The 24,531-nt window shown below is 42.3% G+C and carries 39 protein-coding genes; all 39 read left to right on the forward strand.

Annotated features, from left to right (window positions below; genetic code table 11):
- Positions 1-18: 18 nt before the first annotated feature.
- The gene (gene fusA / locus HWX64_RS00155; protein ID WP_175986349.1) at positions 19-2,097 is read left to right on the forward strand and encodes an elongation factor G; all 2,079 of its coding nucleotides are present in this window, start codon (positions 19-21) and stop codon (positions 2,095-2,097) included.
- A gap of 130 nt (positions 2,098-2,227) precedes the next feature.
- On the forward strand, positions 2,228-3,418 hold the full coding sequence (gene tuf, locus HWX64_RS00160) for an elongation factor Tu (RefSeq protein WP_175986351.1): 1,191 nt from the start codon (positions 2,228-2,230) through the stop codon (positions 3,416-3,418).
- A 735-nt stretch (positions 3,419-4,153) separates the two neighbouring features.
- Positions 4,154-4,462, forward strand: a complete 309-nt coding sequence (rpsJ, locus tag HWX64_RS00165) for a 30S ribosomal protein S10 (protein WP_007085291.1) — start codon at positions 4,154-4,156, stop codon at positions 4,460-4,462.
- Between the two features lie 34 nt (positions 4,463-4,496).
- Positions 4,497-5,129: a 50S ribosomal protein L3 gene (gene rplC, locus HWX64_RS00170; protein ID WP_175986352.1), complete on the forward strand. Its 633-nt coding sequence runs from the start codon at positions 4,497-4,499 to the stop codon at positions 5,127-5,129.
- 30 nt (positions 5,130-5,159) lie between these two features.
- Positions 5,160-5,783 (forward strand): 50S ribosomal protein L4, encoded by a 624-nt coding sequence (rplD, locus tag HWX64_RS00175; protein ID WP_175986354.1) that lies wholly within the window; start codon positions 5,160-5,162, stop codon positions 5,781-5,783.
- A complete protein-coding gene (gene rplW / locus HWX64_RS00180; protein ID WP_175989566.1) occupies positions 5,780-6,067 on the forward strand; it encodes a 50S ribosomal protein L23 in 288 nt (95 codons plus the stop codon). The genes rplD and rplW overlap by 4 nt, the downstream gene beginning before the upstream one ends.
- 30 nt (positions 6,068-6,097) lie before the next feature.
- Positions 6,098-6,928, forward strand: coding sequence for a 50S ribosomal protein L2 (gene rplB, locus HWX64_RS00185; RefSeq protein WP_175986355.1), 831 nt, complete (start codon positions 6,098-6,100; stop codon positions 6,926-6,928).
- Between the two features lie 60 nt (positions 6,929-6,988).
- Positions 6,989-7,267: a 30S ribosomal protein S19 gene (rpsS, locus tag HWX64_RS00190; RefSeq protein WP_044340526.1), complete on the forward strand. Its 279-nt coding sequence runs from the start codon at positions 6,989-6,991 to the stop codon at positions 7,265-7,267.
- A 19-nt stretch (positions 7,268-7,286) separates the two neighbouring features.
- Positions 7,287-7,628: a 50S ribosomal protein L22 gene (rplV, locus tag HWX64_RS00195; protein WP_172253790.1), complete on the forward strand. Its 342-nt coding sequence runs from the start codon at positions 7,287-7,289 to the stop codon at positions 7,626-7,628.
- Between the two features lie 3 nt (positions 7,629-7,631).
- Positions 7,632-8,288, forward strand: a complete 657-nt coding sequence (rpsC, locus tag HWX64_RS00200; RefSeq protein WP_172253791.1) for a 30S ribosomal protein S3 — start codon at positions 7,632-7,634, stop codon at positions 8,286-8,288.
- A 2-nt stretch (positions 8,289-8,290) separates the two neighbouring features.
- Positions 8,291-8,725, forward strand: a complete 435-nt coding sequence (gene rplP, locus HWX64_RS00205) for a 50S ribosomal protein L16 (RefSeq protein ID WP_032085277.1) — start codon at positions 8,291-8,293, stop codon at positions 8,723-8,725.
- Positions 8,715-8,918, forward strand: coding sequence for a 50S ribosomal protein L29 (rpmC, locus tag HWX64_RS00210; protein ID WP_032085278.1), 204 nt, complete (start codon positions 8,715-8,717; stop codon positions 8,916-8,918). The genes rplP and rpmC overlap by 11 nt, the downstream gene beginning before the upstream one ends.
- Before the next feature lie 20 nt (positions 8,919-8,938).
- Positions 8,939-9,202 carry a 30S ribosomal protein S17 gene (gene rpsQ, locus HWX64_RS00215; protein ID WP_032085279.1) on the forward strand — a complete coding sequence of 88 codons (264 nt, stop codon included), beginning with the start codon at positions 8,939-8,941 and terminating at the stop codon, positions 9,200-9,202.
- 45 nt (positions 9,203-9,247) lie between these two features.
- On the forward strand, positions 9,248-9,616 hold the full coding sequence (rplN, locus tag HWX64_RS00220; RefSeq protein ID WP_060674112.1) for a 50S ribosomal protein L14: 369 nt from the start codon (positions 9,248-9,250) through the stop codon (positions 9,614-9,616).
- Between the two features lie 37 nt (positions 9,617-9,653).
- Complete coding sequence (rplX, locus tag HWX64_RS00225; protein WP_175986357.1) at positions 9,654-9,965, forward strand: 50S ribosomal protein L24; 312 nt, start codon at positions 9,654-9,656, stop codon at positions 9,963-9,965.
- Positions 9,966-9,991: 26 nt separating this feature from the next.
- Positions 9,992-10,531 carry a 50S ribosomal protein L5 gene (rplE, locus tag HWX64_RS00230; protein WP_071617122.1) on the forward strand — a complete coding sequence of 180 codons (540 nt, stop codon included), beginning with the start codon at positions 9,992-9,994 and terminating at the stop codon, positions 10,529-10,531.
- A gap of 24 nt (positions 10,532-10,555) precedes the next feature.
- Positions 10,556-10,741 (forward strand): type Z 30S ribosomal protein S14, encoded by a 186-nt coding sequence (locus tag HWX64_RS00235; protein ID WP_010191505.1) that lies wholly within the window; start codon positions 10,556-10,558, stop codon positions 10,739-10,741.
- A gap of 30 nt (positions 10,742-10,771) precedes the next feature.
- Positions 10,772-11,170 carry a 30S ribosomal protein S8 gene (gene rpsH / locus HWX64_RS00240; protein ID WP_032085283.1) on the forward strand — a complete coding sequence of 133 codons (399 nt, stop codon included), beginning with the start codon at positions 10,772-10,774 and terminating at the stop codon, positions 11,168-11,170.
- 30 nt (positions 11,171-11,200) lie between these two features.
- The gene (gene rplF / locus HWX64_RS00245; protein WP_175986359.1) at positions 11,201-11,740 is read left to right on the forward strand and encodes a 50S ribosomal protein L6; all 540 of its coding nucleotides are present in this window, start codon (positions 11,201-11,203) and stop codon (positions 11,738-11,740) included.
- Between the two features lie 34 nt (positions 11,741-11,774).
- Positions 11,775-12,137: a 50S ribosomal protein L18 gene (gene rplR / locus HWX64_RS00250; protein WP_172255409.1), complete on the forward strand. Its 363-nt coding sequence runs from the start codon at positions 11,775-11,777 to the stop codon at positions 12,135-12,137.
- Positions 12,138-12,158: 21 nt separating this feature from the next.
- The gene (gene rpsE / locus HWX64_RS00255; protein WP_175986360.1) at positions 12,159-12,659 is read left to right on the forward strand and encodes a 30S ribosomal protein S5; all 501 of its coding nucleotides are present in this window, start codon (positions 12,159-12,161) and stop codon (positions 12,657-12,659) included.
- A 13-nt stretch (positions 12,660-12,672) separates the two neighbouring features.
- Positions 12,673-12,855 carry a 50S ribosomal protein L30 gene (gene rpmD / locus HWX64_RS00260; protein WP_032085287.1) on the forward strand — a complete coding sequence of 61 codons (183 nt, stop codon included), beginning with the start codon at positions 12,673-12,675 and terminating at the stop codon, positions 12,853-12,855.
- Positions 12,856-12,887: 32 nt separating this feature from the next.
- Complete coding sequence (gene rplO / locus HWX64_RS00265; RefSeq protein WP_175986362.1) at positions 12,888-13,328, forward strand: 50S ribosomal protein L15; 441 nt, start codon at positions 12,888-12,890, stop codon at positions 13,326-13,328.
- Positions 13,328-14,620 carry a preprotein translocase subunit SecY gene (gene secY / locus HWX64_RS00270; RefSeq protein ID WP_175986364.1) on the forward strand — a complete coding sequence of 431 codons (1,293 nt, stop codon included), beginning with the start codon at positions 13,328-13,330 and terminating at the stop codon, positions 14,618-14,620. The genes rplO and secY overlap by 1 nt, the downstream gene beginning before the upstream one ends.
- A gap of 61 nt (positions 14,621-14,681) precedes the next feature.
- Positions 14,682-15,332, forward strand: coding sequence for an adenylate kinase (locus tag HWX64_RS00275; RefSeq protein ID WP_175986365.1), 651 nt, complete (start codon positions 14,682-14,684; stop codon positions 15,330-15,332).
- Positions 15,332-16,078 carry a type I methionyl aminopeptidase gene (gene map / locus HWX64_RS00280; RefSeq protein WP_175986367.1) on the forward strand — a complete coding sequence of 249 codons (747 nt, stop codon included), beginning with the start codon at positions 15,332-15,334 and terminating at the stop codon, positions 16,076-16,078. The genes HWX64_RS00275 and map overlap by 1 nt, the downstream gene beginning before the upstream one ends.
- A 15-nt stretch (positions 16,079-16,093) precedes the next feature.
- Positions 16,094-16,417: a KOW domain-containing RNA-binding protein gene (locus HWX64_RS00285; protein ID WP_175986369.1), complete on the forward strand. Its 324-nt coding sequence runs from the start codon at positions 16,094-16,096 to the stop codon at positions 16,415-16,417.
- Positions 16,410-16,628 carry a translation initiation factor IF-1 gene (gene infA, locus HWX64_RS00290; protein ID WP_034765945.1) on the forward strand — a complete coding sequence of 73 codons (219 nt, stop codon included), beginning with the start codon at positions 16,410-16,412 and terminating at the stop codon, positions 16,626-16,628. Before HWX64_RS00285 ends, infA begins: the two co-directional genes overlap by 8 nt.
- A 38-nt stretch (positions 16,629-16,666) precedes the next feature.
- The gene (gene rpmJ, locus HWX64_RS00295; protein ID WP_003156543.1) at positions 16,667-16,780 is read left to right on the forward strand and encodes a 50S ribosomal protein L36; all 114 of its coding nucleotides are present in this window, start codon (positions 16,667-16,669) and stop codon (positions 16,778-16,780) included.
- 24 nt (positions 16,781-16,804) lie between these two features.
- Positions 16,805-17,170 (forward strand): 30S ribosomal protein S13, encoded by a 366-nt coding sequence (gene rpsM, locus HWX64_RS00300; RefSeq protein WP_172254178.1) that lies wholly within the window; start codon positions 16,805-16,807, stop codon positions 17,168-17,170.
- Between the two features lie 25 nt (positions 17,171-17,195).
- Entirely contained in the window at positions 17,196-17,585 is a 390-nt protein-coding gene (rpsK, locus tag HWX64_RS00305; protein ID WP_032085294.1) for a 30S ribosomal protein S11, read from the forward strand.
- 171 nt (positions 17,586-17,756) lie between these two features.
- Positions 17,757-18,701: a DNA-directed RNA polymerase subunit alpha gene (locus HWX64_RS00310; RefSeq protein ID WP_032085295.1), complete on the forward strand. Its 945-nt coding sequence runs from the start codon at positions 17,757-17,759 to the stop codon at positions 18,699-18,701.
- 44 nt (positions 18,702-18,745) lie between these two features.
- Positions 18,746-19,108, forward strand: a complete 363-nt coding sequence (rplQ, locus tag HWX64_RS00315; RefSeq protein WP_071617130.1) for a 50S ribosomal protein L17 — start codon at positions 18,746-18,748, stop codon at positions 19,106-19,108.
- A 629-nt stretch (positions 19,109-19,737) separates the two neighbouring features.
- On the forward strand, positions 19,738-20,577 hold the full coding sequence (locus HWX64_RS00320) for an energy-coupling factor ABC transporter ATP-binding protein (RefSeq protein WP_175989567.1): 840 nt from the start codon (positions 19,738-19,740) through the stop codon (positions 20,575-20,577).
- Positions 20,553-21,422 (forward strand): energy-coupling factor ABC transporter ATP-binding protein, encoded by an 870-nt coding sequence (locus tag HWX64_RS00325; RefSeq protein ID WP_175986370.1) that lies wholly within the window; start codon positions 20,553-20,555, stop codon positions 21,420-21,422. Before HWX64_RS00320 ends, HWX64_RS00325 begins: the two co-directional genes overlap by 25 nt.
- Positions 21,419-22,216: an energy-coupling factor transporter transmembrane protein EcfT gene (locus tag HWX64_RS00330; RefSeq protein WP_175986372.1), complete on the forward strand. Its 798-nt coding sequence runs from the start codon at positions 21,419-21,421 to the stop codon at positions 22,214-22,216. The genes HWX64_RS00325 and HWX64_RS00330 overlap by 4 nt, the downstream gene beginning before the upstream one ends.
- A 13-nt stretch (positions 22,217-22,229) precedes the next feature.
- A complete protein-coding gene (gene truA / locus HWX64_RS00335) occupies positions 22,230-23,000 on the forward strand; it encodes a tRNA pseudouridine(38-40) synthase TruA (RefSeq protein ID WP_175986374.1) in 771 nt (256 codons plus the stop codon).
- Positions 23,001-23,163: 163 nt separating this feature from the next.
- Positions 23,164-23,601 (forward strand): 50S ribosomal protein L13, encoded by a 438-nt coding sequence (gene rplM, locus HWX64_RS00340; RefSeq protein WP_032085300.1) that lies wholly within the window; start codon positions 23,164-23,166, stop codon positions 23,599-23,601.
- A gap of 22 nt (positions 23,602-23,623) precedes the next feature.
- The gene (gene rpsI, locus HWX64_RS00345) at positions 23,624-24,016 is read left to right on the forward strand and encodes a 30S ribosomal protein S9 (RefSeq protein ID WP_172250513.1); all 393 of its coding nucleotides are present in this window, start codon (positions 23,624-23,626) and stop codon (positions 24,014-24,016) included.
- Positions 24,017-24,531 lie beyond the last annotated feature (515 nt).

The following is a 24,531-nucleotide window of genomic DNA, read 5'->3' on the forward strand; positions in this document are numbered from 1 at the left end:
AGGAAGGAGAAAGACCACATGCCAAGAGAGTTCTCCTTAGAAAACACTCGTAATATCGGTATCATGGCACACATCGATGCCGGTAAAACAACTGCAACTGAGCGTATCCTATTTTACACTGGTCGTATCCATAAAATTGGAGAAACTCACGAAGGCGCTTCTCAAATGGACTGGATGGAGCAGGAGCAAGAGCGTGGAATCACGATCACATCTGCTGCGACAACAGCTCAATGGAAAGGCCATCGTATCAACATCATCGATACACCTGGACACGTAGACTTCACTGTTGAAGTTGAACGTTCCCTGCGTGTACTTGATGGTGCAGTAGCAGTGCTTGATGCTCAATCTGGTGTTGAGCCTCAAACTGAAACAGTTTGGCGCCAAGCAACAACATACGGGGTTCCTCGTGTTGTGTTCGTTAACAAAATGGACAAAATCGGTGCTGACTTCCTTTACTCTGTAAAAACTCTTCATGAGCGTTTACAAGCAAATGCACACCCAATTCAGCTTCCAATCGGTGCTGAAGATGATTTCGAAGGTATCATCGACTTAGTAGAAATGAAAGCTTACTTCTATGAAGATGACCTTGGAACACGTGCAGAAGCTCGTGACATTCCTGATGAGTACAAAGATCAAGCTGAAGAATACCGCGGAAAATTAATAGAAGCAGTTTCTGAACTTGATGAAGAGTTAATGATGAAATACCTAGAAGGCGAAGAGCTTACAAATGATGAGCTTAAAGCAGCTATCCGTACAGCAACTCTAACTGTAGAGTTCTATCCGGTAGTTTGTGGATCAGCTTTCAAAAACAAAGGGGTTCAATTACTAATTGATTCAGTTATTGATTATCTTCCAGCACCAACTGATGTTGAAGATATCAAAGGTTTTATTCCTGAAACAGAAGAAGAAGTGACTCGTCCATCTTCGGACGACGCTCCATTCTCTGCATTGGCGTTTAAAGTTGCAACTGACCCTTATGTTGGTAAATTAACATTCTTCCGTGTTTACTCTGGTATCTTAGAGTCAGGTTCATACGTAAGAAACTCTTCAAAAGGCAAGCGTGAGCGTGTAGGACGTATCCTTCAAATGCACGCTAACTCCCGTGAAGAGATCTCAAGCGTTTACGCTGGGGATATCGCAGCGGCAGTTGGTCTTAAAGATACAAGTACTGGTGATACACTATGTGATGAAAAGAATCTTGTTATTCTTGAATCAATGGTATTCCCAGAGCCGGTTATCTCACTATCTGTTGAGCCTAAATCAAAGGCTGACCAAGATAAGATGACAACAGCGCTTCAAAAACTTCAAGAGGAAGATCCTACATTCCGCGCTCACACTGACCAGGAAACTGGACAGGTTATCATCGCGGGTATGGGTGAACTTCACTTAGATATCATCGTTGACCGTATGAAACGTGAATTCAAAGTAGAAGCAAACGTTGGTGCTCCTCAAGTATCTTACCGTGAAACTTTCCGTGATACGGCTAAAGTTGAAGGTAAGTTCGCTCGTCAATCTGGTGGACGTGGACAATTCGGACACGTTTGGATCGAATTCGCGCCTAACGAAGAAGGTAAAGGATTCGAATTCGAGAATGGTATCGTCGGTGGTGTAGTTCCACGTGAATACATCCCTGCAGTACAAGCCGGCCTTGAAGATGCACTTGAAAATGGTGTACTTGCTGGTTTCCCACTTGTTGATGTTAAAGCAAGATTATTCGATGGTTCATACCATGATGTTGACTCCTCTGAAATGGCGTTTAAGATCGCTGCTTCAATGGCACTTAAGAATGCCGCTTCTAAATGTAAGCCGGTAATCCTTGAGCCAATGATGAAAGTAGAGGTTGTTATCCCTGAGGAATACCTTGGAGATATCATGGGTGACGTCACTTCCCGTCGTGGACGCGTAGAAGGTATGGAAGCACGCGGTAACGCACAAGTCGTTAAAGCGTTCGTACCTCTATCAGAAATGTTTGGTTATGCAACGTCTCTTCGTTCTAACACACAAGGACGCGGAACGTACTCCATGCACTTCGACCACTACGAAGAAGTACCTAAGTCGATTTCAGAAGAAATCATCAAAAAAAATAAAGGTGAATAATTGATTTATTCCCTTCAATAAAGTATAAATACTATTGTAAGCTAGTACATTTTCAGGGGTGGAGCGATCCGCTTCTGAAAATAACCTAACAATATACTTATTTCTTTCAAAACTAAAGGAGGATTTTCAAATGGGTAAGGAAAAATTTGATCGTTCCAAGCAACATGCGAATATCGGTACAATCGGTCACGTTGACCATGGTAAAACTACTTTAACTGCTGCAATCACAACTACACTTCACAAGAAGTATGGTCGTGGAACTGCAATGGCTTATGACCAAATCGATGGTGCACCAGAAGAAAGAGAGCGTGGTATCACAATCTCTACTGCACACGTTGAGTACGAAACTGACACTCGTCACTATGCACACGTTGACTGCCCAGGACACGCTGACTATGTTAAAAACATGATCACTGGTGCTGCGCAAATGGACGGTGGAATCCTAGTAGTATCTGCTGCTGATGGTCCAATGCCACAAACTCGTGAGCACATCCTTCTTTCTCGTCAAGTAGGTGTACCTTACCTAGTTGTATTCATGAACAAATGTGACATGGTAGACGACGAAGAGCTACTTGAACTAGTAGAAATGGAAGTACGTGACCTTCTTTCTGAGTACGATTTCCCTGGTGATGACGTACCTGTAATCAAAGGTTCTGCTCTTAAAGCTCTTGAGGGAGATCCTGAGTGGGAAGCGAAAATCTTCGAACTTATGGAAGCTGTAGACAGCTACATCCCAACTCCAGAGCGTGACACTGAAAAGCCATTCATGATGCCAGTTGAGGACGTATTCTCAATCACTGGTCGTGGTACAGTTGCTACTGGACGTGTTGAGCGTGGACAAGTTAAAGTTGGTGACGAAATCGAAATCATCGGTATCTCTGAAGAGTCTAAAAAGACTACAGTTACTGGTGTAGAAATGTTCCGTAAGCTTCTTGATTATGCTGAAGCTGGAGACAACATCGGTGCGCTGCTTCGTGGTGTATCCCGTGACGATATCCAACGTGGTCAAGTACTTGCTAAGCCAGGTACAATCACTCCACACACTAAGTTCAAAGCAGAAGTTTATGTTCTTTCTAAAGAAGAAGGTGGACGTCACACTCCATTCTTCACTAACTACCGCCCTCAGTTCTACTTCCGTACAACTGACGTAACTGGTATCTGTAACCTTCCTGAAGGTGTAGAAATGGTTATGCCTGGCGATAACATCGAAATGACTGTTGAGCTTATCGCTCCAATCGCTATCGAAGAAGGTACTAAGTTCTCTATCCGTGAGGGTGGACGTACTGTAGGTGCTGGAGTAGTAGCAACTATCACTGAGTAATCAATGATGATATAAAACAGATGGACTTCATGTCCATCTGTTTTTTTTATGTAATTGAGTGCGAAGTGAATATTATTGGATTGTATCTATGTAAGGAAAAATAATTAGAATGCTAAGTTAAGGAAGATCTTGAGCTGATTATTTAAAGAGCAGCTGAAAGTTTTGTTCAAAATGAGTTATAGTACAAAGATTTCAAGGATTTAAGGTTCGATATGATGATATATGATCCTAATTGTAAAAAATACAATCCTAATCCGAATTTTACTATCCTAAATATAAAAATAAGATCCTATTTACAGATTGATGATCTTCTAAGAATAATTCAAAACAAACCTTATCTGTTTCTGATCAATTTTCAATAAATCACTACTCAAAATCACCAGCTAAAACCACATTAAACACCTCCCAAAAACGACTTTCTTCTATAGTATATAAACGATCCAAACTAAAAACATAATTCTTTCGCTCCAACCAATATTTAATATTGTGAAAACTCTACATACCCTTGCTATTCATCTGTCCGCTTTGTATAATAGAGAAAGTGTGCGAAACATATAGATTTTGTAAGAAACCCTTGCATCTTCTAGGTGTTTTAGTTATAATAGACAATGTTGGTCTTTGACTGCGATGAAATGGAAGGTTGCTGACACACCCGGCCGCTTTGCCATGGCGAGTGTGTGGGAAATTTCCATGGAGAATGTCTATTTAAAAATAGGCGAAAAAGGAGGGAAAATAATGGCAAAACAAAAGATTCGTATTCGTTTAAAGGCTTATGATCACAGAATTCTTGATCAATCAGCTGAGAAAATTGTTGAAACAGCAAAACGTTCTGGTGCGGCGGTTTCTGGACCGATCCCACTACCGACAGAAAAGTCTGTTTACACAATCTTACGTGCTGTGCACAAATACAAAGATTCTCGTGAGCAATTCGAGATGCGTACACACAAACGCTTAATCGACATTGTGAACCCGACACCACAGACAGTTGATGCGCTTATGCGTTTAGACTTACCATCTGGTGTAGATATCGAAATCAAACTTTAATCTTATAAAAACAAATTAACAGGAGGTGTGACTTATGACCAAAGGAATCTTAGGAAGAAAGATCGGTATGACTCAAGTTTTTGCTGAAAACGGTGATCTTATCCCGGTAACAGTTATCGAAGCTGCTCAAAACGTTGTTCTTCAAAAGAAAACTACTGAAGTTGATGGCTATGAAGCGATCCAAGTAGGTTTCGAAGACAAACGCGACAAGCTTTCTAACAAACCGGCGAAAGGCCATGTTGCTAAAGCTGAAACTGCTCCTAAGCGCTTCATCCGTGAAATCCGCGGTGTAAACGTAGAAGAGTACGAAGTTGGTCAAGAAGTCAAAGTTGATATTTTCGCTGCAGGCGATGTAGTAGATGTAACAGGAGTATCGAAAGGGAAAGGTTTCCAAGGTGCTATCAAGCGTCATAACCAATCTCGCGGACCTATGTCCCACGGTTCCCGTTATCACCGTCGTCCTGGTTCAATGGGTCCTGTCGATCCGAACCGTGTATTCAAAGGTAAATTACTACCTGGACGTATGGGCGGAGAACAAATTACGATTCAAAACCTTGAAATCGTAAAAGTGGATGCAGAACGCAACCTTATCTTAGTTAAAGGTAATGTACCTGGACCTAAGAAACAACTGATCAAAGTAAAAACAGCTATCAAAGCAGCTAAATAATAGAACTTTCCAGGAAAGGAGGAAATAAGAATGCCGAAAGTAGCATTATTTAACCAAACAGGTTCTAAAGTCGGTGATATCGAACTTAATGATTCTGTATTTGGTATCGAACCAAATAAACATGTACTGTTTGAAGCAGTATTAATGCAAAGAGCTTCATTACGTCAAGGAAATCATAAAGTAAAAAATCGTTCTGAAGTACGTGGCGGTGGGCGTAAGCCTTGGCGTCAAAAGGGAACAGGCCGTGCTCGTCAAGGGTCAATCCGTTCTCCACAATGGCGCGGTGGTGGTACTGTATTTGGACCAGTTCCACGCAGCTACAGCTACAAATTACCTAAGAAAGTTCGTCGCTTAGCGATCAAATCTGCTCTTTCTTCTAAAGTAGTGGAAGAGAACATCTTGGTATTAGAAGCATTATCATTTGATGCTCCAAAAACAAAGGAATTTGCTAACGTTCTTAAAGGTCTTTCACTTAACGCTAAAACATTAGTCGTTACTGATGGTCTTGACGAAAACGTAGCACTTTCAGCTCGTAACATCCCTGGTGTAACAGTCGTTCCTGCAGATGGAATCAGCGTTCTTGATGTATTAGGACATGACAAACTAGTGATGACTAAATCAGCTGTTGAAAAAGTAGAGGAGGTGCTTGCATAATGGATGTACGTGAAATCATTAAGCGCCCCGTAATTACAGAAGCTTCTACAGATCTTATGTCTGAGAAAAAGTATACGTTCGAAGTTGATACTAGAGCGAACAAAACTCAAGTTAAAGACGCTGTTGAAGAAATCTTTGACGTAAAAGTCGAAAAAGTTAACATCATGAACTACAAAGGTAAGTTCAAACGTATGGGCAAACACGCTGGTTACACTAACAAGCGTCGTAAAGCAATCGTTAAACTTTCTGCTGACAGTAAAGAAATCGAATTCTTTGAAGTATAATTCACTTAATTAAGAAGAGGAGGGAAAAACATGGCGATTAAAAAGTATAAACCTACCTCTAATGGTCGTCGCGGTATGACTTCATCTGATTTCGCTGAAATCACTACGGATTCTCCGGAAAAGTCACTTTTAGCACCCCTGCACAAAAAGGGTGGCCGTAACAACCAAGGTAAGTTAACAGTTCGTCATCAAGGCGGCGGTCATAAGCGTCAATACCGTATCATCGACTTCAAACGTGATAAAGATGGTATACCAGGACGCGTTGCTACGATCGAATACGATCCAAACCGCTCTGCAAATATTGCACTAATCAACTACGCTGATGGAGAAAAGCGTTACATCCTTGCACCTAAGTCAATCGAAGTAGGTATGGAAGTAATGTCTGGACCAGAAGCAGATATCAAAACAGGTAATGCGTTACCACTTATCAACATCCCTGTTGGTACAGTAGTACACAATATCGAACTTAAACCAGGTAAAGGTGGACAGCTGGTACGTTCTGCTGGTACATCTGCACAAGTACTTGGTAAAGAAGGTAAATACGTTCTTGTACGTCTAAACTCTGGTGAGACTCGTATGATTCTTTCTGCTTGCCGCGCTACAGTAGGTCAAGTTGGAAATGAACAGCACGAACTTATCAACATCGGTAAAGCTGGACGTTCTCGCTGGTTAGGCAAGCGCCCAACGGTTCGTGGTTCTGTCATGAACCCTAACGATCACCCACACGGTGGTGGTGAAGGACGTGCGCCAATCGGACGTAAATCACCAATGTCTCCATGGGGCAAACCTACTCTTGGATACAAGACACGTAAGAAGAACAACAAATCAGATAAATTTATTGTGCGTCGTCGCAAAAAATAACGGGGTTGAACTACGGTTCGTTCACAGAGCCGTAGACCAATCACGAAGGGAGGTTCAAACATGGGTCGTAGCTTAAAAAAGGGACCTTTTGTTGATGATCATTTAATGAATAAGATCGAAAAATTGAACGAAACTGAAGGCAAACAAGTTGTTAAGACTTGGTCTCGCCGTTCAACGATCTTCCCAGCATTCATCGGTCACACTATCGCAGTTTACGATGGTCGTAAACATGTACCTGTATACGTCACTGAAGACATGGTAGGACACAAGCTTGGTGAATTCGCACCATCTCGTACTTACAAAGGTCATGCAAGTGATGATAAGAAAACAAGACGCTAATTGAGAGGAGGGTATCCTAATGCAAGCAAAAGCTGTTGCTAGAACAGTACGTATTGCTCCTCGTAAAGTACGTTTAGTCGTTGATCTAATCCGAGGTAAGCAAGTTGGAGAAGCAGTTGCGATTCTTAATCACACGCCTAAGGCAGCTTCACCAGTCGTTGAAAAAGTACTTAAATCTGCTATCGCAAACGCAGAGCATAACTATGACATGGATATTAACAGCCTTATCGTTACTGAGGCTTATGTAAATGAAGGACCAACACTTAAACGTTTCCGTCCACGTGCGATGGGTCGTGCAAGTCAAATCAACAAACGTACAAGTCACATTACACTTGTAGTATCAGAAAAGAAGGAGGGATAATCCGTGGGTCAAAAAGTACATCCGGTCGGACTTCGTGTCGGTATAATTCGTGATTGGGAGTCTAAATGGTACGCAGACAAAGATTACGCTACACTTTTACACGAAGACTTAAAAGTACGTGAATATATTGCAAAACGTTTAGTAGACGCATCTGTTTCTAAAGTAGAAATCGAACGCGCTGCAAACCGTATCAACATTACTGTTCATACAGCTAAACCTGGTATGGTTATCGGTAAAGGTGGTACTGAAGTTGAAGCTCTTCGTAAAGCTCTTAACGAACTGACTTCAAAACGTGTACACATCAACATCGTTGAAATCAAAAGAGCTGACGTTGATGCTAAGTTAGTAGCAGAAAACATTGCTCGTCAATTAGAAAACCGTGTTTCATTCCGTCGTGCTCAAAAGCAAGCGATCCAACGTGCGATGCGTGCTGGTGCAAAAGGAATCAAAACACAGGTATCTGGTCGTCTAGGCGGAGCTGACATCGCTCGTGCTGAACATTATAGTGAAGGTACTGTTCCACTTCATACTCTACGCGCTGACATTGACTATGCTCATGAAGAAGCTGACACTACTTACGGTAAGCTTGGTGTTAAAGTATGGATCTACCGTGGAGAAGTTCTTCCTACAAGAAAGAAATCTGAGGAAGGAGGCAAATAATTATGTTATTACCTAAACGCGTTAAACATCGTCGCGAACACCGTGGTAAAATGCGTGGTCGTGCTAAAGGCGGTCAAGAAGTTGCGTTCGGTGAATACGGTTTACAAGCTACTGAAGCTTCTTGGATCACAAACCGTCAAATCGAATCTGCTCGTATCGCTATGACTCGTTACATGAAACGTGGCGGTAAAGTATGGATTAAAATCTTCCCTCACAAACCTTACACTGCTAAGCCTTTAGAAGTACGTATGGGTTCTGGTAAAGGGGCTCCTGAAGGTTGGGTAGCAGTAGTTAAGCCTGGAAAAATCATGTTTGAAGTAGCTGGTGTTTCTGAAGAGGTTGCTCGTGAAGCTCTTCGTCTTGCAGCACACAAACTTCCTGTAAAATGCAAGTTTGTAAAACGAGAAGAAATTGGTGGTGAATCAAATGAAAACTAATGAGATTCGTGACCTAACCACTGCTGAAATAGAACAAAAAGTAAAAACTCTGAAAGAAGAGTTATTTAACCTTCGCTTCCAACTTGCGACTGGCCAACTTGAAAACACAGCCCGCATCCGTGAAGTCCGCAAAGGGATCGCTCGTATGAAAACTGTAATCCGTGAAAGAGAGATCGGGGTTAACAATCGATAAATGAGAGGAGGTTTGCTTAAATGAGTGACCGCAACCAACGTAAGGTTTACACTGGCCGTGTTGTTTCCGACAAAATGGATAAAACAGTAACGGTTATGGTAGAAACTTATAAAAAGCATTCTCTATACGGCAAGCGCGTTAAGTACTCTAAGAAGTTTAAAACTCATGATGAGAACAACGAAGCAAAAGTAGGCGATATCGTACGTATCATGGAGACTCGTCCACTATCTGCTACGAAACGTTTCCGTTTAGTAGAAGTTGTTGAAAAAGCAGTTATTATCTAATATATTTGCTCGGATAATTTTTGATTCCGAAGGGAGGTAACCTACATGATTCAACAAGAATCACGTTTAAAAGTTGCTGACAACTCTGGTGCTCGTGAAGTATTAACGATTAAAGTTCTTGGTGGTTCTGGACGTAAGACCGCTAACATCGGTGATGTAATCGTATGTACAGTAAAACAAGCAACACCAGGTGGCGTTGTTAAAAAAGGTGACGTAGTTAGAGCAGTTGTCGTTCGTACTAAGTCTGGTGTACGCCGTCAAGACGGTACTTACATCAAATTCGATGAGAACGCATGTGTAATCATCCGTGACGACAAAGGACCACGTGGAACTCGTATCTTCGGACCTGTCGCTCGTGAATTACGTGACAGCAACTTTATGAAAATTGTATCTTTAGCTCCAGAAGTTCTTTAATAGATTAGCATTGGGCCATTCAAGGAGGTGCGATGAAATGCATGTAAAAAAAGGCGATAAAGTAGTGGTCATTACTGGGAAAGACAAAGGCAAAACTGGTGAAGTTCTTGCTGCGTTCCCTAAGAAAGACCGAGTGCTGGTTGAAGGAATCAACGTTGTAAAAAAACACGCTAAGCCTTCACAGATGAACCCGCAAGGCGGAATCATCAGCCAAGAAGCATCTATCCACGTATCAAACGTAATGCTATTAGATCCGAAATCTAACGAGGCAACTCGTGTAGGTTATAAAACGGAAGACGGCAAAAAAGTACGTGTAGCAAAAAAATCAGGTGAAGTTCTAGATAAATAGTTCTATAAAGAAGGGAGGTATTCTGGATGAACCGCCTAAAAGAAAAATTCCAAAGTGAAATCAGTCCAGCTCTTGTGAGCAAATTCAATTACAAATCAGTAATGGAAGTACCTAAAGTTGAAAAGATCGTTGTCAACATGGGTATCGGTGATGCTGTTCAAAACTCAAAGGCTCTTGATGTAGCAGTTGATGAATTGACACAAATCACTGGTCAAAAACCAGTTGTAACAAAAGCAAAAAAATCTATCGCTGGCTTCCGCCTTCGTGAAGGTATGCCAATCGGTGCTAAAGTTACTCTTCGCGGAGAGCGTATGTACCAATTCTTAGATAAATTAATTTCTGTTTCTCTTCCACGTGTACGTGACTTCCGCGGTGTTTCTAAAAAAGCATTCGACGGTCGCGGTAACTACACTCTTGGAGTAAAAGAGCAATTGATTTTCCCTGAGATCGACTATGATAAAGTATCTAAAGTACGTGGTATGGATATCGTTATCGTAACTACTGCTAATTCAGATGAAGAAGCACGTGAGTTATTGACTCAAATCGGAATGCCATTCCAAAAGTAATCGCTATATAAGGGAGGCGAAAATGTGGCTAAAAAATCAATGATTGCGAAACAAAAACGCACGCCAAAGCATAATGTTCAAGCGTACACACGTTGCGAACGTTGCGGACGTCCTCATTCAGTAATCCGTAAATTCAAGCTTTGCCGTATTTGTTTCCGTGAACTTGCATACAAGGGTCAGATTCCTGGCGTTAAGAAAGCTAGTTGGTAATACCCTATATTGGGAAGGAGGTAAATTATTATGACAATGACAGATCCAATTGCAGATTTGCTTACTCGCATCCGTAATGCGAACATGGTTCGTCACGAAAGACTAGAAGTTCCTGCTTCTAACATCAAGAAAGAAATCGCTGAAATCCTCAAACGTGAAGGTTTCGTACGTGACGTAGAATATGTCGAAGATAACAAACAAGGTGTTATCCGCATTTTCTTAAAATATGGAGCAAACAATGAGCGCGTAATCACTGGATTAAAGCGTATCTCTAAACCAGGTTTACGTGTATATGCAAAATCTACAGAAGTACCTAAAGTATTAAACGGATTAGGTATCGCACTTGTTTCCACTTCTCAAGGTGTTTTAACTGATAAAGAAGCTCGTGCACAACAAGTGGGCGGAGAAGTATTAGCTTACGTTTGGTAATAGTTTTTAAATGAATGGAGGTGCAACAGGATGTCACGTGTAGGAAAACAGCCTATCGAAATGCCATCTGACGTTACTCTTACAGTAGGTGAAGATAACCTAGTAACTGTAAAAGGACCTAAAGGTGAACTTTCTCGTACATTCAGTTCTGATATTAAAGTAGAATTAGAAGGTAACACAGTAACAATCACTCGTCCTTCTGATGCAAAAGAACACCGCGCGTTACACGGTACAACTCGTGCCCTGATCGCGAACATGGTTGAAGGTGTATCTAAAGGATTCGAAAGAAATCTTGAGCTTGTCGGTGTAGGTTACCGTGCTCAAAAACAAGGTGCTAAGCTTGTCCTTAACGTAGGGTACTCTCACCCAGTTGAGATCGAAGCTGAAAAAGGCATCGAGATCGAAGTACCATCAAACACTAAGATCTCAATCAAAGGTATCGATAAAGAACGTGTTGGTGCATTAGCAGCTAACATTCGTGCAGTACGCTCTCCTGAGCCTTACAAAGGAAAAGGTATTCGCTACGAAGGTGAATATGTTCGTCGTAAAGAAGGTAAAACAGGTAAATAATGCCGCGTAGGCAATAAGAAAGGAGTGACCGTAGGTGATTACTAAGCCAGATAAGAACAAAACGCGTAAGAAGAGACATGCCCGTGTACGTTCTAAAATTACTGGAACTGAAACTCGTCCTCGTCTGAACGTTTTCCGTTCTAACAAAAACATCTATGCTCAAATTATCGATGATATGAACGGTGTTACTCTTGCAAGTGCATCTTCTAAAGATAAAGATTTCGGATTAGAATCAACTAACACTGTTGAAGCAGCAGCAAAAGTTGGAGAACTAGTTGCGAAACGTGCAGCAGATAAAGGTTTAAAATCTGTAGTATTTGACCGTGGTGGATATTTATATCATGGCCGTATCAAAGCTTTAGCTGAATCAGCTCGTGAAAACGGCTTAGAATTTTAATAAAAAGGAGGGACAATCCAGATGCGTCGTATTGATCCAAGCAAACTAGAATTTGAAGAACGCGTAGTCACAATCAATCGTGTTGCGAAAGTTGTTAAAGGTGGACGTCGTTTCCGTTTCGCTGCTCTTGTAGTAGTAGGCGACAAAAACGGTCACGTTGGTTTCGGAACTGGTAAAGCTCAAGAGGTTCCTGATGCAATCCGTAAAGCGATTGAAGATGCGAAGAAAAATCTAATTGAAGTTCCTATGGTAGGAGGTACTACTCCTCACGTAGTAACTGGACGATTTGGTGCTGGTCAAATTCTTATCAAGCCTGCTTCTGCGGGTACAGGAATTATTGCTGGTGGACCTGTTCGTGCGGTACTAGAATTAGCTGGGGTACAAGATATCCTTTCTAAATCACTAGGATCCAACACTCCAATTAACATGGTTCGTGCAACAATCGAAGGTTTAAAACAATTAAAGCGTGCTGAAGACGTAGCTAAATTACGTGGTAAATCAGTAGAAGAACTATTAGGATAAGGGAGGGATAACGATGGCTAACAAACTAGAAATTACCCTCACTCGAAGTGTTATTGGTCGTCCGCAAGATCAACGTAAAACGGTTGAAGCTTTAGGACTTCGCAAAATGCACCAAACAGTTGAGCAACAAGATAATGCTGCTATCCGCGGTATGATCAACAAAGTTGCTCACCTTGTAACGGTAACAGAAAAATAATCGAGTTGTTTCGATAATAAGGAGGTGCCGACATGAAATTACATGAGTTACAACCTGCAGAAGGTTCTCGTAAAGTCCGCAACCGTGTAGGACGCGGAATTGGTTCTGGTAATGGTAAAACTGCTGGTAAAGGTCATAAAGGACAAAACGCTCGTTCTGGCGGGGGAGTACGTCCTGGATTCGAAGGTGGTCAAACTCCTTTGTTCCAACGTTTACCAAAGCGTGGTTTCACTAATATCAACCGTAAAGAATATGCAATCGTCAATCTTGACGCATTGAATCGCTTCGAAGATGGTACAGAAGTTACTCCAACTCTACTAGTTGAAACTGGTCTAGTAAGTAACGAAAAAGCAGGAATTAAGATTCTTGGTAAAGGTTCAATCGAGAAAAAGCTTACTGTAAAAGCACACAAATTCTCAACCACTGCTAAAGAAGCTATTGAGGCTGCTGGCGGTACATCTGAGGTGATCTAATGTTTCAAACTATCTCCAATTTTATGCGCGTGGGTGATATAAGAAATAAAATTATCTTCACCCTTTTAATGTTAGTCGTCTTCCGTCTTGGTACCTTCATTCCGGTGCCAAACGTTGACGCAAATGTACTAAAGATGCAAGACCAGGCAGGGATTCTCGGATTCCTGAATACATTTGGCGGTGGTGCGCTGCAGAACTTCTCCATCTTCGCGATGGGAATCATGCCTTACATCACAGCTTCGATCATCGTTCAGCTGCTTCAAATGGATGTAGTTCCTAAGTTCACTGAATGGTCGAAGCAAGGTGAAGTAGGCCGCCGTAAATTAGCTCAGTTCACTCGTTATTTCACGATTATTCTTGGTTTTATCCAAGCTTTAGGAATGTCCTACGGCTTTAACCGGATTTATGGTGGAATGCTTATCCAAAGTCCTGGAGTAAGCACGTACTTGTTAATCGCATTGGTATTAACAGCCGGTACGGCTTTTCTTATGTGGCTGGGTGAACAAATCACAGCTAAAGGTGTTGGAAATGGTATCTCGATCCTGATCTTTGCAGGTATCGTAGCTGCGATTCCTAACACTGTTAACCAAATCTATGCTCAACAAATCGAAGGAGCAGGCGAGCAGCTCTTCCTTCGCATTGTCGTTCTTGCACTTTTAGTATTGGCTGTTATTGCAATCGTAGTTGGTACGGTGTTTATTCAACAAGCACTTCGTAAAATTCCGATTCAATATGCAAAACGTCTTGTGGGACGCAGTCCGGTTGGCGGACAATCAACACATCTTCCTTTGAAAGTAAATGCTGCGGGTGTTATTCCAGTAATCTTCGCGATTTCTTTTATCATCACGCCACAGACCATTTCCACTTTCTTCGGTGAAAATGATGTGACAAGTACGATTCAGTACATCTTCGATTACACGAAGCCGGTTGGTATGATCATCTATGTAGCATTGATCATTGCCTTTACTTACTTCTATGCTTTCATTCAAGTGAATCCGGAGCAAATGGCGGAAAACTTGAAGAAGCAAGGTGGATATATCCCTGGTATCCGTCCAGGTAAAACCACTCAAGAGTATCTCACTCGCGTTCTGTATCGCCTAACATTTGTAGGGGCTATTTTCTTATCTGTGATCTCCATTCTTCCAGTGTTCTTCATTAATTTCGCTGGACTGCCGCCTGCGGCACAAATTGGTGGAACGAGTCTCTTGATCGTCGTTGGTGTTGCTCTTGAGACGATGAAGCAATTGGAAGCACAGTTAGTGAAACGTCACTACAAAGGGTTCATTAAATAAGAGGGTTTTCGGGAACGTTCTGTTCCTGAAGCCATTTTATAGACATTGAGGGGGAGTTCGAGTGAATATAGTTCTTATGGGCTTACCAGGCGCAGGAAAAGGCACTCAAGCTGAGAAAATCGTTGAAAAATATGGTATCCCTCATATTTCGACTGGTGACATGTTCCGTGCTGCTATCAAAGATGGCACTGAGCTTGGCTTGAAGGCTAAATCATTCATGGATAATGGCGATCTTGTCCCTGATGAAGTGACAATCGGAATCGTCCGTGAACGCTTAAGCAAAGAGGATTGTGGAAAAGGCTTCTTACTTGATGGGTTTCCTAGAACGGTAGCTCAGGCGGAAGCACTTGAAAACATTCTCGCTGATCTTGGTAAAAAGATGAATTATGTCATTAATATAGATGTAGATAAGGACATCCTGATGGGGCGCTTGACAGGTCGCAGAATCTGTAAAGAGTGCGGCGCTACTTATCATCTTGTCTTTAATCCACCAAAAGAAGAGGGCGTTTGTGATCGCTGCGGCGGAGAATTGTATCAGCGTGCTGATGATAACGAGGAAACAGTTCAAAATCGCCTGGACGTAAACATCAAACAAACTCAACCACTTTTGGCCTACTACGAAGATAAAGGCTATCTAAAAAACATTGACGGTCAACAAGACATCGATAAAGTGTTTGCTGACATCGATGTATTACTTGGAGGCCTTTCATAATGATCATTTGTAAAACTCCGAGAGAGATTGAGATCATGCGGCAAGCCGGCAGGATTGTGGCACTGACTCATGCGGAATTGCAAAAGTATATTTCACCAGGAATTACGACGAATGAATTGGATGCAATTGCTGAGAAATTCATTCGTAAACATGATGCAATTCCATCTTTTAAAGGGTATAATGGGTTTCGTGGCAGCATCTGTGCTTCAGTCAACAACGAACTGGTTCATGGAATTCCGGGAGATCGGGTGTTAAAAGACGGCGACATTATCAGCATCGATATCGGTGCGAAATATAACGGCTATCACGGCGACTCGGCCTGGACTTATCCAGTTGGGAAGATTGACGATGAAACCCGGAAGCTTCTTGATGTAACAGAGGAATCTTTATATCTGGGGCTTAAGGAAGCTAAACCAGGCGAACGTCTGTCGAATATCTCTCATAGTATTCAAACTTTTGTTGAAGCAAATGGCTTTTCTATCGTTCGAGAGTATGTAGGGCACGGAGTTGGTCAAGACTTACATGAGGACCCTCAGATTCCTCATTATGGACCGCCTAACAAAGGTCCTCGCTTAAAGCCTGGCATGGTACTGGCTATTGAACCAATGGTTAATGCAGGAAGTCGATATGTTAGAACGTTATCAGATAACTGGACAGTCGTGACAGTTGATGATAAAATGTGTGCGCACTTTGAACACACCATTGCAATTACTGAAGAAGGCTATGAGATATTGACGAAAGCCTAAGTGAAGGTGATTGGATTGATCGAGTCAGATTCGGCGATTCCGAGTATAGGTCAGATTGTTCTGCCTCTTAAGGGCAGGGAGGCTGGTACGTATTCGGTCGTTGTTCAGCAATTGGATGAACGTTTTGTACTCATAGCAGACGGAGATAAACGTAAATTCGATCGCGCCAAGCGAAAGAATATCGGACATCTTCAACTGTTTGACTATGTTTCTCCAGAAGTTCATAACAGTATTATCGAAACAGGAAGAGTTACGAACGGTAAACTGCGCTATGCTGTTTCAAAGTTTGTAAATGAAGTTTTAATTGATGAGAAGAAGGGAGACATGTTCGATGGCTAAGGATGATGTAATTGAAGTGGAAGGGAAAGTCGCTGAGACTTTGCCTAACGCGATGTTTAAGGTAGAATTAGAAAATGGTCATACAGTTCTGGCACATGTTTCAGGAAAGATTCGTATGCACTTCATCCGTATCCTACCTGGTGACAAGGTGACAGTTGAATTATCACCGTATGACTTAACTCGTGGTAGAATCACTTATCGTTATAAATAATTCATTGCACTCCGTACTATTAAGGAGGTTAGAATAAGATGAAAGTTAGACCATCTGTTAAGCCGATCTGCGAAAAATGTAAAGTTATCCGCAGAAAAGGTAAAGTCATGGTTATCTGTGAAAACCCTAAACACAAACAAAAACAAGGCTAAACTAAAAGGAGGTGCGCTATCACTATGGCACGTATTGCTGGTGTAGACATTCCACGTGACAAACGTGTTGTCATTTCATTAACATACATCTACGGTATTGGTAAAAATACTGCGACACAAATTCTTTCAGAAGCTGGTGTCTCTGAAGACACTCGCGTTCGCGATCTAACTGAAGACGAACTAGGAAAGATTCGTGATATCGTTGATAAATTAAAGGTTGAAGGTGATCTTCGTCGTGAGATCTCTCTAAACATCAAACGTCTTATGGAAATCGGTTCATACCGCGGTCTTCGTCACCGTCGTGGACTACCTGTTCGTGGACAACATACGAAGAACAACGCTCGTACACGTAAAGGTCCTCGTAAGACTGTAGCAAACAAGAAAAAATAATAGGTAAAGGAGGTTACTTCTTAACATGGCACGTAAAACAAACACTCGTAAACGTCGTGTGAAAAAGAATATCGAAGCTGGTATTGCACACATTCGTTCTACATTCAATAATACAATCGTAACTATCACTGATGTTCATGGAAACGCTGTTGCATGGTCAAGTGCAGGTTCACTAGGATTCAGAGGTTCTCGTAAATCTACTCCTTTCGCAGCACAAATGGCTGCTGAAACTGCTGCAAAAGCTTCCCAGGAACACGGTTTAAAAACTCTTGAAGTAACAGTTAAAGGCCCTGGAGCTGGACGTGAAGCTGCTATCCGTGCTCTTCAAGCTGCTGGTCTTGAGGTTACTGCAATCAGAGACGTTACTCCAGTTCCTCATAACGGATGCCGTCCGCCAAAACGTCGCCGCGTTTAATTTTTCTGTATAAATTTTGTATCGTTGTCTATAATGGGATATGATACAAAATGTTCATTCAGAAAAATGTAACCAGTTGTTGGTGCACAATAGGGAACGTAAACATGGGGAATTTCGGACTTCATATTATTTAGCCCGGAGTTTCGACGTTTTGAAGGAGGGTAAATATTAATGATCGAAATTGAAAAACCAAAAATTGAAACGGTTGAGATCAGCGATGATGCCACATATGGAAAGTTCGTCGTAGAACCACTTGAGCGTGGATATGGTACAACTTTGGGTAACTCCTTACGTCGTATCCTATTATCGTCACTCCCAGGTGCCGCTGTCACATCTATTCAAATAGATGGAGTACTGCATGAGTTTTCAACAATTGAAGGCGTCGTAGAGGATGTCACATCCATCATTTTGAATATCAAAAAGCTAGCGTTGAAGATTTACTCTGATGAAGAGAAGACGCTCGAAATTGATGTGCAGGGTGAAGGAGTCGTTACTGCTGCTGATATTACTCATGATAGTGATGTGGAAGTGTTAAATCCTGATTTGCACATCGCCACATTATCTAAAAGTGGTCACTTCCGTGTGCGTTTAAGCGCATCACGCGGACGTGGATACAGACCTGCTGACCAAAACAAACGTGAGGATCTTCCTATCGGTGTGATCCCAATCGATTCTATTTACACTCCAGTTTCACGCGTTAATTATCAAGTAGAAAATACTCGTGTTGGTCAAATGACGAACTATGATAAGCTTTCTCTTGATGTATGGACTGATGGAAGTATTGGACCGAAAGAAGCGATTTCTTTAGGTGCTAAGATTCTGACAGAACACTTGAATATTTTCGTTGGCCTTACAGATGAAGCGCAGAATGCTGAAATCATGGTAGAAAAAGAAGAAGATCAAAAAGAAAAAGTTCTTGAGATGACAATCGAAGAATTAGATCTTTCTGTTCGTTCTTACAACTGCCTTAAGCGTGCTGGAATCAACACTGTTCAAGAGCTTGCTAACAAGACTGAAGAAGATATGATGAAAGTGCGTAACCTAGGACGTAAATCTCTTGAAGAGGTTAAAGTTAAACTTGAAGACCTTGGATTAGGGTTACGTAAAGACGATTGATAATCATTTTAGATATATAGTTTCAACAAAGGAGGGAACCCTTAATGGCTTACAGAAAGTTAGGACGTACTAGTGCCCAACGTAAAGCAATGCTACGTGATTTGGCTACTGACCTAATCATCAATGAGCGTATCGAAACAACTGAAACTCGCGCGAAAGAGCTTCGTTCAGTTGTGGAAAAGATGATCACATTAGGTAAACGTGGTGATGTTCACGCACGTCGTCAAGCTGCTGCATTCATTCGTAAAGAAATTGCAAACGCTGAAAACAACCAAGATGCTCTTCAAAAGTTATTCTCTGACATCGCTCCTCGTTACAACGAGCGTCAAGGCGGATATACTCGCATTATGAAGGTTGGTCCTCGCCGTGGTGACGGTGCTCCAATGGCAATCATCGAATTAGTTTAATAATTCGTGACTACTAACATTAAGGGCGGGACAGTTAATCCTTAACTGCTTCTTTGCCCTTTTTGTATAAGTGCATGATTGATGATGAAAAGCAGAGCGTTACGATGAGCAGCGCTGCTGACTCGTCTAGCTCGTGCGCCCCTTCCGACTTCTATATCGATAGAAGCTGTTCAGTGGATGAACAAGAAAAGGTTTCTTTTCTTTGGTCGGGGTGCAGGCTTTTTTTTATTTATATGGATTTTTGCTATTATTTATTTATTGAATCATATAACACTTCTTTATACCGCTATTGATTTCCGTGCAAGACTTCGCTTTCCGCGGGCGGCTGGTGAGCCTCCTCAAGGGGAATGTCCAGCTGCAGGGCTTAAAAGCACATGTCATAAGCCAAATCGACCAAGAAGGCAAAGAACGCCTTCGTGGCCGATTCGTCTTATGCCACACGCTTCCTGAGCAAAGCCCTTCCGCTTTTCTAATAGGAGTCTTCGTCTTGCACTCCAGTCAATCGCTAGAATCAGTTGCAAATATAAATAATTGGTTAATGATAAAAAACAATCTGTTCTTAAAATACTATAAAAAGCCGAGCAGAGTTAATATTCAGTTGAGAATTGATGAGCATAGAGGAGGTATGTATTGTGCGAGAGATGATTAACGTTAAGGATGTCTATTTTCGTTATCCGGATCAGGAAGCCTATGCTCTTGAGGGAATCAGCCTTCATGTGGAGCAGGGTGAGTGGCTTGCGATTGTCGGGCATAATGGTTCTGGTAAATCGACACTTGCCAAGATGCTGAACGGTCTGCACTTTCCTGAAAAGGGTGACGTTACAGTAGACGGAATCGCTTTAGAAGAAGAGACGATCTGGGATATCCGCTCCAAGATTGGAATGGTCTTTCAAAATCCAGATAATCAGTTTGTCGGTGCTACAGTCGAAGATGATGTGGCTTTTGGGTTAGAAAACCATGGAGTACCTTATGAAACGATGGTACAGAGAGTGAGTGGCGCTTTAAGGCGTGTCCATATGGAAGATTTTCTTGATCAAGAGCCGCACCATTTATCAGGCGGACAGAAGCAGCGCGTGGCAATCGCCGGAGTGGTGGCCCTTCAGCCGGATATCATCATCCTGGACGAATCGACATCCATGCTTGATCCGAAAGGAAAGAAAGAAGTGCTTGAAACGGTCAGGATTTTAAAGGAAAAAGAGAATTTGACTGTCATTTCGATCACCCATGACCTTGAGGAAGCAGCAAGGGCCGACCGAATCATCGTACTGAATAAGGGGAAAGTCTTTAAGGAAGGGACACCACAAGAGATTTTCCTGCTCGAGGATGAATTAAAGAAATTGGGGCTTGATTCACCTTTTACCATTAAACTTTCAGGAGCGCTGAAGAATGCGGGTATCTCATTACCCCAAACCTACTTTACAGAAGAAGAGCTGGTGAACGAGTTATGGAAATCTCATTTCAACAAGTAGAATATCGATATTCCTATAAAACCCCATTTGAAAAGCTTGCTCTTGAAGATATCAATCTCTCCATTCCATCAGGTCAGTTCCTGGCGATCATCGGTCATACAGGTTCAGGCAAGTCGACACTCTTGCAGCATCTGAATGCACTGCTAAAGCCGACATCCGGAATCGTGAACGTCGGAGACTACGAGATCAGCCCCGAGAAAAAATCGAAGAGTCTGAAACCGATCAGGCAAAAGGTAGGGATCGTTTTTCAATTCCCAGAACATCAGTTATTTGAAGAAACGATATTGAAGGATATTTGTTATGGCCCTATGAACTTCGGAGTATCAGAGGAAGAAGCGAAAGAAAGAGCGAAGGAACTGATTGTGAAGGTCGGGCTTTCAGAAGACATACTTCAGAAATCCCCATTTGATCTCTCAGGCGGTCAGATGAGGAGGGTGGCCATTGCCGGTGTCCTTGCCATGAATCCGGATGTGATCGTATTGGACGAGCCTACAGCCGGTTTAGATCCGCGTGGGCAGCGTGAGATCATGGATATGTTCCACGATCTTCATAAAGAAAAAGGACTGACTACCATCCTTGTCACGCACAGCATGGAGGATGCGGCTCACTATGCAGATGAGATTGTCATCTTGCAGAAGGGACGCTTACAGAGGAAGGGTTCCCCGCAAGACATTTTTTCGAATCCAGAGGAATTGTTTGAAATGGGGCTGGATGTTCCCGATGTGGTCCGATTTCAGTTCAAGCTGGAAGAGCGTATCGGCAGGAAGCTCGGTATCACTTGTTTGACGGTTGAAGAACTGGCTGATGCAATTGGTTCCCTCGAAGAAGGGGGTGGACCGCTATGATGGAAAAAATGATCTTCGGCCGTTACGTACCGGCAAATTCCATTCTTCACAGCATGGATCCAAGGTCGAAGCTTCTCTTTATATTCGGTTTCATTTGTGTTGTATTTTTGGCTAATAATGTTGTCACCTATGCCATATTAGGGGCATTTACGCTTACTGCACTCATCTTTTCCAATCTTCCCATCCGGTTCATCATCGGAGGGTTGAAGCCCATTCTATGGCTGATCCTGTTTACGTTTTTCCTGCATGTATTCTTTACAAAAGAGGGCGGGGTCATCCTGGATCTTGGCTTCCTTAAGATTCATGAGGAAGGGCTGCGGCAGGGGATATTCATCTCCCTTCGATTCTTTTATCTGATCCTGATCACTTCTTTACTGACGCTGACGACATCACCGATCACCATCACAGATGGGCTGGAAACATTATTGAATCCGCTGCGTAAGGTGAAGTTCCCGGTCCATGAGCTTGCGTTGATGATGTCGATTTCGCTGCGTTTCATCCCGACCCTGATGGAAGAAACGGATAAAATCATGAAGGCGCAGATCGCGAGGGGAGCAGAGTTTTCCTCAGGGCCGATAAAAGATCGGATCAAGGCGATCATCCCATTGCTCATCCCTTTATTCGTCAGTGCGTTCAAGCGTGCAGAAGACCTGGCTACGGCCATGGAAGCAAGGGGCTACCGGGGAGGGGAAGGAAGAACGAAATACAGGCTTCTTTCCTGGCATAAAAAAGATACAGGCGCACTGGTTGTACTCGGCATCCTGACAGCCTTATTGCTATTCTTCAGAGGATAGGAGGAGTAATTCTATGAAGCGTGTAAAATGTACGATATCATATGACGGCACCCATTTCAGCGGTTATCAAATACAGCCAAACCAGCGTACTGTACAGGGCCTCCTTGAAGACACCCTCAGTGCCATTCATAAAGGAGAGCGGCTACGCGTCACTGCTTCAGGGAGAACGGATGCCGGGGTCCACGCACACGGCCAGGTATTCCACTTTGATACCACATTGGCCATTCCTGAAGAAAAGTGGCCGGTCGTCCTGAACACGCGCCTGCCTGACGAAGTGACCATCAAAGAGGCACAATTTGTCCCTGATGACTTTCATGCAAGATTTTCAGTTAAGAGGAAGGAATATCGTTACAGAGTCTATACAGCTGAATCGAGAAGTCCTTTCTATCGTCATTTTGCTCTTCACTATCCTTTCACTATTTCGGTAGGGGAAATGCAAAAGGCAGCGCAGGATCTAATGGGTGAACATGACTTTACAAGTTTCTGCTCTGCTAAAACGGAAGTAGCGGACAAAGTAAGGAATCTCCACAGCATCACCATCACGCAGCATGAGGACGAAATCATTTTTTCTTTTACCGGAAATGGTTTTCTTTACAACATGGTGAGGATCCTGGTAGGTACGCTGCTCGAGGTAGGTGCGGGGAATCTCCGCAGTGAGGACATGAAAAACATCCTTGAAGCCAAAGACAGGAACCAGGCAGGGAAGACTGCTCCGCCGCATGGATTGTATCTTTGGAAGGTGGAGTATGGGGAAGAAAATGAAGAGATTCAATCTGGAAAATAATTTTTTATCTAAAACAACTAATCCTGGTGTAACATTCCCTTGACATTCACTATAGAACAAGATATTATAGCATATGGTATGTTATTAACCCCACGATAAGCCCCGGAATCTTATTGTGATTAGAAAATAAATACTACGGATTCATTTAATAGGAGGTAAACTCATGCGTACTACGTATATGGCAAAAGCCAACGAAATCGATCGTAAATGGTACGTTGTAGATGCTGAAGGCAAGACTCTTGGTCGTCTGGCTAGTGAAGTAGCTTCAGTTCTACGCGGTAAACACAAACCAACTTTCACACCACATGTTGACACTGGTGATCACGTAATTATTCTTAACGCTTCAAAAATCGAATTGACTGGTAAAAAGCTTACTGATAAGATCTACTACCGTCACAGTAACCACCCTGGTGGTTTGAAGCAGCGTACTGCATTAGAAATGCGTACAAACTACTCAGAGAAAATGTTAGAGCTTACTATCAAAGGTATGCTTCCTAAAGGTTCTCTAGGTCGTCAAATGATCAAGAAGCTACATGTATACTCTGGATCTGAGCATCCACACCAAGCACAACAACCAGAAGTTTACGAACTTCGTGGATAATTAAAAAGAGGAGGTTATTATCTTGGCTCAAGTTCAATATTACGGAACTGGTCGTCGTAAGAGCTCAGTAGCTCGCGTACGTTTAGTACCAGGTAACGGTAACATTGTTATCAATGATCGTGAAGTAGAAGTATATATCCCATTCGCAGCACTAAGAGAAGTAATCAAGCAACCACTAGTTGCAACTGAAACTCTTGGTAACTATGACGTTTTAGTAAACGTACACGGTGGAGGTTACGCTGGTCAAGCTGGTGCGATCCGTCACGGTATCGCTCGTGCTTTACTTCAAGCTGATCCTGAGTACCGCGGTACTCTAAAACGCGCTGGATTGTTAACTCGTGACGCTCGTATGAAAGAACGTAAAAAATACGGTCTTAAAGGCGCTCGTCGTGCACCACAATTCTCTAAGCGTTAATTATTGCTTACAGAGACTCTCAACCTTTTGGGTTGGGGGTCTTTTTTATTGGTTAGGGATGATACTTGTTTGTGTTTGGTGTATTCGTTTCTATTGTAGCGGGCGGGTAGGTTAATCCTGTATTTCACCAAGTGACGGAATGATCCGGGAAATCGAAAGATAAAAGCGGAAAAGTAAAAGATTTATGGTCAAAATTAAAAGATTATCGGGCAAAACTCGAAGATTATACAATGAAAACGAAAGATACCTTCATCTCCCCATTCAACGGACCTGTCCCCGTGGTTCTTCCCCCCATTAAAAACTCTCAAAAAAGATCATTTATGACTAGTTTCCCCGCCACATATAGTCCATTATTCCTTTAAAGTAAAAGAGAATCTCTCTGATTGGCTGCCATTAAAGGCTGGAACATCAATATTTTACGTAAAAACTCCCTTTTTGATATGAAAATATAGGTAAGCGTTTCCAAATTTAAACTCGTGACCATGTACACAATTCATCTCGATAAAAAATCTGGA

The sequence above is a fragment of the Bacillus sp. Marseille-Q1617 genome, assembly GCF_903645295.1.
Taxonomy (GTDB): domain Bacteria; phylum Bacillota; class Bacilli; order Bacillales; family Bacillaceae_B; genus Rossellomorea.